General features: G+C 72.2%; 12 protein-coding genes. 6 read left to right on the forward strand and 6 right to left on the reverse strand.

The features are described 5' to 3' along the window. Positions 1–512: 512 nt before the first annotated feature. Positions 513–884, reverse strand: coding sequence for a MerR family transcriptional regulator (locus tag ABD350_RS32330; RefSeq protein WP_344352495.1), 372 nt, complete (start codon positions 882–884; stop codon positions 513–515). A gap of 164 nt (positions 885–1048) precedes the next feature. Here ABD350_RS32330 and ABD350_RS32335 point away from each other — a divergent pair, with 164 nt between their 5' ends. The 4 genes from ABD350_RS32335 to ABD350_RS32350 all read left to right on the forward strand — a co-directional run bounded on the left by ABD350_RS32335 (position 1049) and on the right by ABD350_RS32350 (position 4544). Continuing rightward, positions 1049–2182: an MFS transporter gene (locus ABD350_RS32335; RefSeq protein WP_344352496.1), complete on the forward strand. Its 1134-nt coding sequence runs from the start codon at positions 1049–1051 to the stop codon at positions 2180–2182. A gap of 77 nt (positions 2183–2259) precedes the next feature. Beyond that, positions 2260–2940 (forward strand): hypothetical protein, encoded by a 681-nt coding sequence (locus tag ABD350_RS32340; RefSeq protein ID WP_344352497.1) that lies wholly within the window; start codon positions 2260–2262, stop codon positions 2938–2940. Between the two features lie 84 nt (positions 2941–3024). Beyond that, positions 3025–3807, forward strand: coding sequence for an HD domain-containing protein (locus ABD350_RS32345; RefSeq protein ID WP_344352498.1), 783 nt, complete (start codon positions 3025–3027; stop codon positions 3805–3807). A 374-nt stretch (positions 3808–4181) separates the two neighbouring features. Further along, positions 4182–4544 carry a hypothetical protein gene (locus ABD350_RS32350; RefSeq protein ID WP_344352499.1) on the forward strand — a complete coding sequence of 121 codons (363 nt, stop codon included), beginning with the start codon at positions 4182–4184 and terminating at the stop codon, positions 4542–4544. A gap of 77 nt (positions 4545–4621) precedes the next feature. Here ABD350_RS32350 and ABD350_RS32355 read toward each other — a convergent pair whose 3' ends face one another. The 3 genes from ABD350_RS32355 to ABD350_RS32365 form a co-directional block, all read right to left on the reverse strand. Then, positions 4622–5653 carry an MASE1 domain-containing protein gene (locus ABD350_RS32355; RefSeq protein ID WP_382467067.1) on the reverse strand — a complete coding sequence of 344 codons (1032 nt, stop codon included), beginning with the start codon at positions 5651–5653 and terminating at the stop codon, positions 4622–4624. Positions 5654–5940: 287 nt separating this feature from the next. Beyond that, a complete protein-coding gene (locus ABD350_RS32360; protein WP_344352501.1) occupies positions 5941–6771 on the reverse strand; it encodes a PP2C family protein-serine/threonine phosphatase in 831 nt (276 codons plus the stop codon). Positions 6772–6857: 86 nt separating this feature from the next. After that, positions 6858–7178, reverse strand: a complete 321-nt coding sequence (locus ABD350_RS32365; RefSeq protein ID WP_030784573.1) for a hypothetical protein — start codon at positions 7176–7178, stop codon at positions 6858–6860. A gap of 824 nt (positions 7179–8002) precedes the next feature. Here ABD350_RS32365 and ABD350_RS32370 point away from each other — a divergent pair. Continuing rightward, positions 8003–9169 (forward strand): Cmx/CmrA family chloramphenicol efflux MFS transporter, encoded by a 1167-nt coding sequence (locus tag ABD350_RS32370; RefSeq protein WP_344352502.1) that lies wholly within the window; start codon positions 8003–8005, stop codon positions 9167–9169. Positions 9170–9272: 103 nt separating this feature from the next. Beyond that, complete coding sequence (locus ABD350_RS32375; protein WP_344352503.1) at positions 9273–10718, forward strand: glyceraldehyde-3-phosphate dehydrogenase; 1446 nt, start codon at positions 9273–9275, stop codon at positions 10716–10718. A gap of 184 nt (positions 10719–10902) precedes the next feature. Here the strand turns inward: ABD350_RS32375 and ABD350_RS32380 are convergent, their stop codons facing one another. Together ABD350_RS32380 and ABD350_RS32385 are read right to left on the reverse strand one after the other, a co-directional pair. Beyond that, on the reverse strand, positions 10903–12267 hold the full coding sequence (locus ABD350_RS32380; protein ID WP_344352504.1) for an alkaline phosphatase PhoX: 1365 nt from the start codon (positions 12265–12267) through the stop codon (positions 10903–10905). A gap of 193 nt (positions 12268–12460) precedes the next feature. Then, positions 12461–13414 (reverse strand): LysR family transcriptional regulator, encoded by a 954-nt coding sequence (locus tag ABD350_RS32385; protein ID WP_344352505.1) that lies wholly within the window; start codon positions 13412–13414, stop codon positions 12461–12463. Positions 13415–13683 lie beyond the last annotated feature (269 nt).

Here is a 13683-nt window from a genome sequence, read left to right on the forward strand (position 1 = left end):
CTGAAGCTGTCGGATTCTCACTGCTTCTCGTTCGCGCCGTCGGATTCTCATTGCGGGGGGTAGCGATGGATCTGGGTCTGGTCGATGTCGGGTGGGCTGACGGTGAGGGCGACGGGCTGCGGAAGTTCGTGCTGGAGGCTGTGTCCCGGGTTCGGTTCGAGTCGGGGCTCCCGGTGCGGCAGTTCACGCCGTACCGCGGGCACCGCCATTGGAACCCAGGACCCCCTCTACCGGGGGCTCTGCCTCTAACGAGACCGCGACTTCCGTGAAAGCCAGGGAACTCGAGAATCCAGGGCTGCCGCCTTCTCGAACGACCTGGCATTCCGGCAGGTCAACGGCTCGTCAGCTGACAGATGCACTTCGACAGGACAGCAGTTCAGAGGCTTCAATCGTTTGGGTGGCTCGGGCGGTAGTCCGGGTCATGAAGCATTTCGGGTTTCGGGAGTGTCCGGTCGCGGATGCGGAGAAGCTGACCGAGTGGCTGGCAATAGGCTCAGCAGACCCGGCATCGGTTAGGAGGCTCGGATATTGCGGCGCACGGCGTCGAGGTAGTCGGTGATGGCTTGGTGGTTCTTGGTGAGACATTCGATTTTTTCGGCCATGCGATCGCGTTCGCGTTCGAGCGTTGCGACCATGTCTGGCGTGACGTAGGGCATGTGGATCGTGCGGGGACTGTTCAGACAGGGCAGGATCTGCTTGATGATCCGTGTGGGCAGCCCTACATCGAGCAGGCCTCTTACCTGGAGAACCCGGTCAACGACGTACTCCTCATAGTCCCGGTATCCGTTGGGCAGTCGATCTGACGCGATCAGTTCCTGCTCCTCGTAGTAGCGCAGCAACCTCACCGGAGTCCGCGTGCGCGTCGACAACTCACCGATCCGCATATCCCTCTCCTCGCCCTCTGTGGCCGGCGTTCTGTGACTTGGCGCACACCGGGTTGACCTTCACACTGATGTCACCCATCGATGGTAGGGACATGACACGACCAGATACTCTGCCACCTCGCTCGATAACGAACGCCCGGCTCCCGCTGGCGGGTCTTCTGGCCTTGGCCACCACCGGGTTCATTACGCTCCTGACCGAGACGATGCCCGCCGGGATGCTTCCCGAGATGAGCCGAGACCTGGGTGTGAGCGAGAGTGCTGCCGGACAGAGCGTCACGGGCTTCGCGATCGGGGCGATCCTCGCCGCGATCCCGCTCACCAAGGCGACGATCGGCTGGCCGCGCCGACACCTGCTGCTGTTGGCGATCGCAGGATTCGCGATCGCCAACACCGTCACCGCGCTCTCCGAGAGCTTCGCACTTACGCTAGCCGCCCGGTGCCTCGGCGGCATCGTCGGCGGGTTGCTCTGGGCGCTGTTGGCCGGGTACGCGGTACGGATGGTTCTCCCACATCAGCGCGGCAAGGCAATGGCGATTGCGATGGCGGGCGCAATCGTTGCCCTGTCCGTCGGAGTTCCTGCTGCGGCGCTTCTGGCCAAGCTCGTCGAGTGGCGATACGCGTTCGGGATCATGACCGTCCTCACGCTCGCGTTGATCGTGTGGGTCATCGCGGCGGTGCCGAACTTCCCCGGACAGCCCAAGGGCTCACGGCTCCCGCTCACCCGTACCTTCCGCATTCCCGGCGTAGCGCCCGTGCTCCTCGTGACCCTCACATTCGTGCTCGCCCACAGCATCCTCTACACCTACATCGCCCCGTTCCTCACGCCGCTCGGCATGGCAGGTCAAGTCGACGCCGTGCTGCTCACCTTCGGCCTGGTGTCGCTGGTGAGCATCTGGATCGCCGGAGCGCTCGTCCATCGGCACCTGCGCCTCCTCATGATCCTCGCGTGTGCGCTCTTCGCGACATGCACGCTGCTGCTCGGCATCTTCTCCGGCGTGCCTACGCTCGTCTACGCCAGCGCGGCGCTCTGGGGGCTCGCGTTCGGCGGCACCTCCACCCTGTTGCAGACCGCAGTCGCCGAAGCAGCAGGCGACGCCGGCGACGTCGCCCAAGCACTCCTCACCACCGGATGGAACGTCGGAATCGCCGGTGGTGGCATCATCGGAGGCCTCGTCCTCAGCGGATTGGACGCATCCTGGCTGAGTTGGGTCGCGCTCGCGCTGCTCGTCCCTGCACTCGCCACTGTGCTCACGGCACGCGAACACGGGTTCACCAAGGGAGAACTCGGCAGCCGCTGAACCACTGCTGCCCGCGACCCAAGAAATGCCATGACTGTCCTGCAGATCAAGGTCAGCTACACGGGCACCGGGAGCGGATGGTGGATGTAGGGGTGTGTGTACGGCTCGCCGAGGACGAGGTGTCCGAGGGCCTCGCCTGGGAGTCGGCACCGGTGGAGATGCTGTACGCGGCCGAGCCCTGGCGGACGTTCCGCTGGTACATGGGGCAGAAGCACTACTCGGGTTCGTACTGGTCGAGTACGCAGTCGGATCACGTGATCTACGAGCCGCGGCTGGAGCTCTCGCGGCTGCTGTACCTGATGGCCACCACCACGGGCCCGTTGGTCGTCGACGTCAAGCCGCGCCACCGGGTGGCCCGGGCGGAGCACGCGTTCGCCTTCGCCTGGACCCGCGAGGCGGTCGGGTCCCGCGGCTGGCGCTACGAGGTATGGAGTGAACCGCCGGACGCCGAGCCGACATCCGTTTCCTGGCGGGCTACCGCCGCGACTGGCTGTTCGAGCCGAACCCGTCCGAGGAGATACCGGGTCTGCCCGAGGACATACGCGACGAGGAGGTGGACGAGGAGCCGCCGTCGGAGCGCCCTTTCGCGCACCATCCGGCCGGCCCTGTCGTGCTACCTCCTGCTCATCGGCGGCGCGAGAGGGGACCTCAGCACAGCGGCCCGGCTCCTTTGGTCCCCGGCGGAAGACCGGCTCGGTCCCCACATGGCGCACCGGCTCACGAAGCAGGGGCACTGGCCGGCTGGCGGAATTCCGTGACTGTCTGTCATTTTCGCCGCTGTCGGCCCGGACCGGCCGTTCCTAGGCTCACGGTGACCAGTCGCTCGTGAGAGGAACGCGCAGATGACCGAGGCCCACACAGACGAACGCGACGTCACCCGGCGCACGCTGCTCCAGCGCGGGGCCGGCGTCGCCGCGGCCGGCGCGGCGACCGCGCTCGCCGGCCGGCTCGCCGCCGCTGCGGACCGGCCGGGTCCGGCCGCCGCCCTGCCCGCGACGGTGGCCGGGGTCCGCATCCCCGACACCGAGGTGGCCCGGCACACCGTGGCCTTCGCCCGCGATGTCAGCTCCCCGTCGCTCTTCCACCACGTGCTGCGCAGCTATGTCTTCGGCGCGCTGGTGTTCGACCGGCAGGGGGCCCGCTACGACCGGGAGCTGGCGTTCGTCGCCACCGTGCTGCACGACCTCGGTCTGGTGGAGGCGTTCCAGACCCCGTCCGAACGCTTCGAGGTGGACGGCGCCGACGCCGCGCGCCGGTTCCTGCACCGGCTGCGCGTGCCCGCCGGGCGGGTGGACGTGGTCTGGGACGCGATCGCCCTGCACACCAGCGCCGGTATCGCCGCCCGCAAGAGGCCGGAGATCGCGCTGGTCTCCGTGGGTTCGGCACTCGACTTCACGGGGAACGGGCTGGACCGGATCCCGGCCGACGTGCTGGCGGAGGTGCTCGGCAACTTCCCCCGGCTGGAGTTCAAGAAGGTCGCGCTGGACACGGTGCTGTCGCTGTGCCGCACCAAGCCCATGGGCGAGCTGATGCACCCCTTCGCGGAGGTCGGCCGCCGTCACATTCCCGGCTTCCCGGTGCCCACCGTGGAGGACCTGCTGATGAACGCGCCGTTCACGGAATAGGCGGGCCACCCCCCGCGGCCGGAGATGCCGCACGCGTCACGGATCCACTGGGCCGCGGGGCCGTCGGCGGCGGGCAGCCGGGGTCGCGCAGCAGGGCGTCGGTGCGAGGGATGCGGCGGCGCGCGACGGTCGGTTCCGACCGCGGTGGCGTGCCCGCCGGGGTGTCTCCGGCTGCCCGTCCTGGTGCCGGCCGCTGCCGCATGGCGCCCCGCCCCTCCCGGCCCGGCCCTGCGCCCGTGCGAGACCGGCTCCCTCCCGGCCCGGCCCTGTGCCCCGTACGCGTCCGGCCGGTCGTCCCCCGCAGCCCGCGCGGCGCCGCCCGATACGCCGGGACACACGTTGGCGGTGGCCGCCGCCCGGGTACTCGGCGCCGCATGAACGCACACGAGCACGAGCAAGAACACGACCGTCGCGACGAGGACGCGACGGCGGCCGGGCGGGCCGCACGGCGCCGGCGTGAGGAGGAGCGCGAGCGAGCCGGTGCCGAGCCGTTCGACTACCCGTACCCGGAGCGCCGGGCCGGCGTCCGGGCCCGGCGCCACATCAGCGAGGCGCAGGCCGCCGCGGACACCCCGCCGGGGATCCCCGGGGGCTACGGCACGACGGGCGGCGGCCAGCCGGGTGCGACCGGCGCCGCCCACCCGCCGGTTCCCGAGCGCCGGACCACCTCGGCCCGGACCCCGGCCACCGAGCCCGGCAGCGACGACGAGGGGCCGACGAACCGCTCGAAGCCCTGACGCGCCCCCGCGCGGGCGGGCCGGCACCGTGACACGGGGGACGCATGCCTGGCTCCGGCCGCGCCGCACCGGGATCGTTACGCGATGCCGGTCGGGCGGGAGCGGTCACCCGGGCCGTCGGTGTCGCCGGGCTCGTCGGTGTGCGGGCGTGGCCGGGGCGGCGGGGCCTCGCCCGCGGTGAGGTGTTCGAGGACCTCGACCAGTTCCTGGCAGGCCTTCTCCACCGAGTCGCGGGTGTTGCGCTGCTCGATGATCACGGCGGACAGCAGCAGCGCGGTCAGGGCGGTGGCTCCGTTGAACGCCTGGAGTTTCAGCATCACCTCGATCCGGTTGAGCCCCGCGAACGCGCCGACGCCGTCGGTCGCGGCGACGGTGGCCGCCACGGACGTGAGCAGTGCGCAGAGCACGCTTCCCACCAGCTGGAAACGGAGGGCCGCCCAGATGACGACCGGGTAGACGAGGAAGAGCGTGCTGATGGGACTGTAGACGGCCGGCGGTACCAGCAGGCAGGCGACGACGGCCAGCGCGCTCGCCTCCTTCCAGCGGCCCGGGGGCAGCGGCAGGCGCACCCGGCGCAGCGACAGCAGCAGCGGCGTGACGATGAGCACGCCCATCGCGTCCCCCACCCACCAGGCGAGCCAGACGGGCCAGAAGCTGCGGGCGGGCAGACCGTCCGTGAGGACGAGGAAGCCGGCCCCGACGGTCGCGCTGATCAGCGTGGCCGCCAGCGCGGCCAGGAACACCAGGGCGAGGCCGTCGCGTAACCGGCTGAGGTCGGTGCGGAACCCGGCCCGGCGCAGCAGGAGCGCCGCGCACAGGGGCGCCACCGTGTTGCCGAACAGCACCCCGAGGACCTCGGCGTCGGGTGTGGTCAGGGACAGGACGGCGAAGAAGGCGCCGAGCGTGATGCCGGGCCAGCAGCGCAGGCCGAAGATCAGCAGGGCGGCGACGGCGACGCCGGTGGGCGGCCAGATGGGGGTGACGACGGCACCCTCGACGGTCAGCTGGCGCAGCAGGCCGAGCCGGGCCGCCGCGTAGTAGCAGGCGGCGACGGCGGCCACCTGGACGGCAAGGCCGCCCGGTCGGCGCAGCTCCTCGATACCCACCACAGCAGCCATCTCACACCGGCGGGCGCCGGTCGGCGAGGCGAGGCACGGTCTCGTCCGGCCCTATGGCTGAACGCCGGGCCGTCACGGAACCCGGACGACCGAACGCCGCGCCACCAAGGGAGCCGGCCGCCCGACACCTACGCGCCAGGCCGGCCGCGTCGAAACCCCGCCGGAACACCCCGCCGCCCACGAACCCGACCAGCCGAACACCCCGCCACCACGAACCCGGCCGGACGGACGCCCCACCACCGCGAACCCGGCCGGGTTGGGAGCCCACCGGGTCCCGGTCAGGCCAGGGTGCAGGGACCGTCGAGGCCCACGACCAGGACGGCGGCGTCGTCGTCGTGCCCGACGCTCTCCGCGCCCTTGATCACGGCCGCCGCGAGCGCGTGGGCCTCCAGGCCGGCGACGGCGGCTATGCCCGCGAGCCGGACCACCTGGTCCAGACCGTCCTCGATATTGAGCGAGGGCCCCTCCACGACACCGTCGGTGACCAGCACGAACACTCCCCCGGTGGTGAGCCGGTGACGGGTCACCGGGAACTCGACGCCCCGCTCGATGCCGAGCGGCGGTCCGCCCTCGTCGTCGACGACCCCGGATTTCCCGTCAGCCGTGGCCCACACGAACGGGATGTGGCCGGCCCGTGCGCTCTCCAGCACCCCGGTGGCCGGGTCGAGCCGCATGAAGGTGCAGGTGGCGAACAGCTCGCTGCCCAGGGAGAGCAGCAGGTCGTTGGTGCGGGCCAGCAGTTCGCCCGGCTCCCCGGTGACCGAGGCGAGCGCCCGCAGTCCGGCCCTGACCTGGCCCATGAAGGCCGCTGCCTCGATGTTGTGGCCCTGTACGTCGCCGATGGACAGCCCTATCCGGCCGTCGGGCATGGTGAAGGCGTCGTACCAGTCGCCGCCCACGTTGAGGCCGAGGTTGGCGGGCGTGTACCGCACCGCCACATGGATGCCGGGGGCGTCGGGCAGGTCCCGCGGGAGCATGCCCCGCTGGAGGGCGAGGGCCAGCTCGACCTGGGTGCGCTGGAGCTGAGCGCGACGGCGCGCCTGGGCGGTGAGCGACCCGAGTCGGGCGAGCAACTCGTCGCTGTCGTCCGTGGAGCGCTTGCGGGGCATCGATCACTTCCGGCGGGGCGGTGTCTCTCGGCGGGCCGGTAGCCCGAATTTTCAGCAAACGCCTAGATTTTACCTATTAAGGATGATCAGCGGATCTCGGAGTCGATGCCGGTGACCACCGCGGGCCCGAGCGGTGCGCTCCGCTCGTCCAGTCCCGCGTCCCGCAGGGCGTCGCCGGCGAGCCGGCGGGCCGCCTCCTCGGCGTGCGGGCGGGTGTCCGCGTCGACGGTCAGGCGCAGGGTGAAGGTGTTGTCGTCGTTGACGCTGAGCACGTCCAGGTCCTCCGCGCTGCCCATGCGGGTGCCGTGCGGGTCGGCGGGCCGGAGCGCCCTGGCCAGCCGGGTGCGGGTGTCGGCCTCGATCCCGGCGGTGAAGGTGCCGGGGACGCTGATCACGTAGGTCGTCATGGGACGGTCCTTTCCTCGGGCGTCCCCTCGTCTACCCCGATTCCGGGGCTTCGCACGGCCCCGGCAGGGCAACGCGGCCCAGCCGGTCACCGGGCCGCCGTCTACGCCGGGCCGCCCGCCGTCACTCGAACGGTGGACCTGCCCATGTCGGCTCCGGGGGCGGTCCGGGCCGGGGTGGGAGATTGCCGGGGTGGGAGATTACGGAGGCGGCCCGGCCCGCGCCCGTGGGGCCCGCAACGCGACGAAGAAGACGCTCGTCGTCTACGCCGAGAAGCGGTGCGAGGGGAACGGCGACACGGCTCGCCCCCGGCAAGTCGACGCCCAGCGGCGCCCGCTTCGCCAGCGTCATCTTCAACCCGCGCTGACCCGCACCTCCGACACCGTCCGGCACCATCCGGCACCAGCGACTCCGTCCGGCACCGTCCGGCACCAGGGGCTTTGCCCCACACACCCGTGCGCGCCTCCGTGGAAAATACGGTGGCGCGCGCCCTGGTCCGCGCGTTAACGTGCGGGACATGTCCAGCCCCGAGGCATCCAGACACTAGCCACCGGCCGTCCGGTGGCTTTTCGTCGTTCGCACGCCACCACCGGGCTGCCGTCCTCCGGGTTCCGGACCGGCACGCACCTCTTCTCCTGTTCTCCTCGTGCCTCCTCACTCGTCCGTGTGACGCGTCGCCCTCGTGCGGGCGGCGGTGCCGGCCGGGCCCGCACGCGATGCCCCGCGCGCTCGGCCGTCCGTCCGTCCCAGGACCGCACTCACCGGTCGTGACCGTCGCGGGTCCGCGTGCTCGCTACCCGTCCGCGACACGGTGTGTGGAGTCTTGATGCCTTTCGCTCTCTATCTGCTCGGGCTGGCCGTCTTCGCCCAGGGCACGTCCGAGTTCATGCTGGCCGGCCTGGTGCCGGACATCGCCCGCGACCTCGGGGTCTCGGTGCCCACGGCGGGCACGCTCACGTCCGCCTTCGCCGTCGGCATGGTCGTGGGCGCGCCGGCGGCGGCGCTGCTCGGCCGTCGCCGGCCGAGCCGGCAGTCGCTGCTGGTGTTCCTGGGGGTGTTCCTGGCCGCCCATGTCGTCGGGGCGCTCACCTCCGACTTCTCCGTCCTGCTCGCCACCCGGGTGGTCGCGGCCCTGGCCAACGCCGGCTTCCTCGCCGTCGGCCTGACGGCGGCGACCGGCATGGTCGCGCCGGACGCCAAGGGCCGGGCCACCGCCGTCCTGCTCGGCGGCACCACGCTCGCCTGTGTGGCGGGTGTGCCGGCGGGCGCCGCCCTGGGCCACATGCTGGGCTGGCGCTCGGCGTTCTGGGCGGTGGCCCTGGTGTCCGCCCCGGCACTGGTGGCGATCGCCCGGTCGGTGCCGCGCGACCCGGCGGCCGGGGGACCCGTCCCGGGCGCGTCGGCGGAGCTGCGGGCGCTGCGCCGGCCCCGGCTGCTGTCGGTGCTCTGCCTCGCCGCGCTCGTCAACGGCGCCACCTTCTGCACGTTCACCTACCTGGCGCCGCTGGTCACGGAGGTGTGCGGACTCGGCGCCGGCTGGGTGCCGGGGGTGCTGGCGCTGTTCGGCGCGGGGGCGTTCGCCGGTGTGACGGCGGCGGGCCGGCTGGCGGACCGGCCGGCGGACCGGAGGGCCCGGCCGGTGCTGCCCCTCGCCGGCGCCGCGCTGCTGGCCGGGTGGACCGCGCTGGCCCTGGCCGCCGGACGGCCCGGCGTGGCCGTCGCCCTGGTGCCGGTCCTCGGCCTGCTGGCCTTCGGGGTCGGCTCCACGCTGGTCGCCCGGGTGCTGTACGAGGCGGCCGACGCGCCGTCCCTCGCCGGCGCCTTCGCGACATCGGCGCTGAACGTGGGCGCCACGCTGGGCCCGGTCCTGGGCGGTGCCGCGCTCGACGGCGGGTTCGGCCACCGCTCCCCGGTGTGGGTCAGCGCGCTGCTGATGGCCATGGCCGGCCTGGTCGCCCGCCGCCGGACGCGACGGTCGGAACAGCCCCTGTGACACCGGGCGTCGACGCATCGGCGCGGTGGCCCGGAGGGGGCTACAAACCGGCCAGGACCATATGGTTATCATATGAGCGCTGCCTAGCTCGAAAGATGGATCTGTGACTGTCAACGACGACTCGTTCACCAACTGGAAGATCCGCGAAGAGATCGCGGAGTCGATGATCCCGCTCATCGGGAAGCTGCACCGCGAGCGGGACGTGACCGTCCTGCTGCACAGCCGCTCCCTGGTGAACAAGTCGGTGGTCAGCATCCTGAAGACCCACCGCTTCGCCCGGCAGATCGCCGGCGCCGAGCTGTCGGTCACCGAGACCATGCCGTTCCTCCAGGCCCTCGCCTCCCTCGACCTCGGGCCGTCCCAGATCGACCTCGGCATGCTGGCCACCATGTACAAGGCCGACGAACGCGGCCTGAGCGTCGAGGAGTTCACCGCCGAGGCGGTCGCCGGCGCCACCGGAGCCAACAAGATCGAGCGCCGCGAGCCGCGCGATGTCGTCCTCTACGGCTTCGGCCGCATCGGCCGGCTCGTCGCCCGCCTGCTGATCGAGAAGGCCGGCTCCGGCAACGGCCTCAGGCTGCGCGCCATCGTCGTGCGCGGCGGCGGCCCCCAGGACATCGTCAAGCGCGCCTCGCTGCTGCGCCGCGACTCCATCCACGGCCAGTTCCAGGGCACGATCACGGTGGACGAGGACAACGGCACGATCGTCGCCAACGGCAACGCCATCAAGGTGATCTACGCCGACGACCCGACGTCCGTGGACTACACCGAGTACGGCATCCGGGACGCCATCCTCATCGACAACACCGGCAAGTGGCGCGACCGCGAGGGCCTGTCCCGGCATCTGCGCCCCGGCATCGAGAAGGTCGTGCTGACCGCGCCGGGCAAGGGCGACGTGCCGAACATCGTGCACGGCGTCAACCACGACACGGTCAAGCCGGAGGAGCGGATCCTGTCCTGCGCCTCCTGCACCACCAACGCCATCGTTCCGCCGCTGAAGGCGATGGACGACGAGTACGGTGTGCTGCGCGGCCATGTGGAGACCGTCCACTCGTTCACCAACGACCAGAACCTGCTGGACAATTACCACAAGTCCGACCGCCGTGGCCGCTCCGCGGCGCTGAACATGGTCATCACCGAGACGGGTGCCGCCTCCGCCGTCGCCAAGGCCCTGCCCGACCTGAAGGCGAAGATCAGCGGCAGCTCGATCCGCGTCCCCGTGCCGGACGTCTCGATCGCGATCCTCAACCTCCAGCTGGCCCGTGAGACCACCCGCGAGGAGGTCCACGACTATCTGCGCGAGGTGTCGCTGACCTCGCCGCTCAAGCGCCAGATCGACTTCATCACGGCGCCCGACGCGGTCTCCAGCGACTTCATCGGCTCGCGCCACGCCTCGATCGTGGACGCCGGCGCCCTCAAGGTCGACGGCGACAACGCGATCCTCTACCTGTGGTACGACAACGAGTTCGGCTACTCCTGCCAGGTCGTCCGCGTCGTCCAGCACGTCTCGGGCGTGGAGTACCCGACGTACCCGGCGACGGCGGTCTGACCCTCCGGGCGCCACGCGTACGTACGGCCGCCGACCGGGGTTCCGGCCGGCGGCCGTTCCGTTGCCGGGACGGGCGCGGTCAGGCCGTGGCCGGCCGGTGAGTCGACCGGTGTGTGTCCTCGCGCCGGGGGCCGAAGGGCGCGCGCCTTCCGCCCGGCCCCGGCAGGCGGGGGCCGTCAGCGGCCTATCCGCGCCACGGGCCGGTCACGGCGAACGTGGTGCCGGGTGTATAGCAGTTGAGGAACAGCGTCGTCCCGTCGGGGGCGAAGGTGACCCCGGCGAACTCCCCCCACTCCGGCTTCCGGGCCGTGCCGATGTTCTGCCGGCCCCGGGCCAGCGCGTACACCTCGCCCCGGCGGGTCAGCCCGAAGACATGCTGGGCGCCGTTGCCGTCCTCGCAGACCATCAGGCCGCCGCCGGGCGCGAGGCATATGTTGTCCGGGGACTCGCCGGGCAGCCGCACGTCGGTGTCCGGGCCGAACACGACGGCCAGGGTCAGCCGGCGGTGCGCCGGGTCGTAGCGCCAGACCTGGCCGTAGTGGTCGGCCGCGGAGCCGTCGGTGCCGCGCGCGAAGGACGACACGAAGTACACGCTGCCGCCGCCCCAGTAGCAGCCCTCCAGCTTCTGGGCGTGGGTGATGCCCCCGGGGCCGTAGTCCTGGAACCTGGTCGGCGTGGCGATGGCCAGCGGGTCGGGCACGTCCACCCACTCGATGCCGTCGAAGCGCGCCCCGGTCTCGCGGATCGCCGACAGGTCCGGCACACCGGGCACCCGCATCGCCTGGAGCCGGCCGCCCGCGCGCAGCGAACCGACGCCGCCCAGCGGCCGGTGTGGCAGGAAGCGGTAGAAGAGGCCGAACGGCTTCTGGAAGGCGTCCTCGGTCTCGTAGAGGACGCCGTCGCGCGGGTCGATCGCGACCGCCTCGTGCTGGAACCGGCCCAGCGCGGTCAGCGGCACGGCGCCGGTGCGGTGCGGGTCGGTGGGGTGCACCTCGAAGACGAAGCCGTGGTCCTTGGTGTAGCCGTTGGTGCCGGCTCTGTCCTCGGTCTCCTCGCAGGTCAGCCAGGTGCCCCACGGGGTCGGTCCGCCCGCGCAGTTGACGGCCGTGCCGGCGATGGCGACCCTCTCAAAGAGCACGCGGTGTCCGTCGAGCGTCAGGGCCGTACAGCCGCCCTTGCCCGCCGGGTCGTAGGTGAGACCGTCGACGGCCGGCACCGGGATCCGTGCGGTCGCCCCGTTCTCGTGGTTGCGGACGAGGTGTGTACGGCCCGCTCTGCCGGCGAAGGCGGCCATGCCGTCGGGGCGGGTGGGCACCGGGCCCTCCCCGGAGCGGAGCAGGTCGCCCTCGCGGGACAGCACGGTGTAGCGGAAACCTTTCGGCAGATCGAGCAGGCCGTTCGGATCGGGGACGAGCGGGCCGTAGCCGGCGTGACCCGGACTCTGCGCGGCGGCCGTACCCGCGAAGACCTCGGACAGGGCTCCGGTGAAGGCGATGCCCACTCCCAGGGCGCTCGCTGCGGACAGGACCTGACGGCGTGTTGCAGACATACGGCGGTGACCTTCCTGCTGGCGGACAGGAACCGTGACCCCGCCGTGTCTACCACCTGGTGGGGGCGACGGGAACCACGCGCGGCACATGTGTCCCGCCGTCCGGGACCGCCGGTTCTCCCGCGGTGGCGCGGCGGAGCGTCCCGGATCGCGGTGGACGGGCAGGACCGCGTGACCGTTGCGGTGTTTCCTTCTACGCGCCGGCGGCACTCCAGGTGCGGGAGGCCCAGGTACGCAGGTGGGGGGCCTGGACGACGAGATCGCGGTAGGCGTCCGTGGCGGACCGGACCACGGTCTCCACGAGGTCGTCGGAGAGGGTGTCCGGCCGCCAGGCCAGCACATAGCGGCACCACAGCGGGGAGCCCGCCAGCGGCTTGACCACGACGTGCGGGATCGGCCGCAGCGTCGGCTGCACCAGGGACACCCCGAGACCGTCGGCGATCATGCTCTGCAACTGCGTCTGGTCGCCGAGCCACTCGTGCACGGTACGCGGGGTGAACCCGGCCGCCGCGCAGGCGTCGTAGAACACCCCCGGCCAGCCGGCGCCGTCGTCCGGGGTCACGAACCAGGCGTCCTCGGCGAGGTCGGCGAGCTGCACCTGGGGGCTCTGCCGCAGCCGGTGCCGGGCGGGCAGGGCGACGAAGGTGGGCTCGGTGACGATCCCGCGGTGCCGTACGGCGGCCGAGTGCCGTAGCTCCATGCCCGGGTAGTCGGCGGCGATGGCGGCGTCCACCGCGCCGTCCTCCAGCAGCTCCACGATCCGCGAGGACGCGTAGACGCTGGTCACGGCCAGGGACAGTTCCGGCAGCCGGGTGCGGACCCGGGAGACCGTCCCGGACAGCATCGGCGAGTTGGTCGCGGCCACCCGCAGAGTACGGCGGGGGCGGTCGGCGGCCGGGCGGTGCCCGATCGCGGCGGCCCGCGCGAGCACGTCCCGGGCCTGCTCGACGACCTCGGCGCCGTACCGGGTCGGCCGGACCCCGCCCGGCCCGCGCTCGAAGAGCGGTTCGCCCAGGTGCCGTTCGATGCGCCGGAGCTGCGTGCTCACGGCGGGCTGCGAGTAGCCCAGCTGGGCGGCGGCCCGGCCCACGCTGCCCGCGTCGGCGATCGCGCACAGCACCCGCAGATGCCGCAGCTCCAGCTCCATCGGCCCACTCCCCCGTTCGTTCCCGCGGCCGGCCCGGCGGCAGCGGGACGGCGTGTGCCGGCCGGGGCCTCGGCGCGCCCGAGGGCACGGCCTTCGCGCCGCCGCCCCGCACCCGTGCCACCGCAGGTGTTCCGCGCACCCCGGGGCGAACGCGGTGCCGGCCGGCGGACCGAAGCGTTCCATGACGTTCCGCACGGCACAAGTCACGGGCCCGCACGGGCGCGGACACCGAACGCGCGATGACCGAACGGCCCCGGGCGAACCGGACC

This window comes from Streptomyces nogalater (assembly GCF_039532885.1).
In the GTDB taxonomy this organism is placed as follows: Bacteria; Actinomycetota; Actinomycetes; order Streptomycetales; family Streptomycetaceae; genus Streptomyces; species Streptomyces nogalater.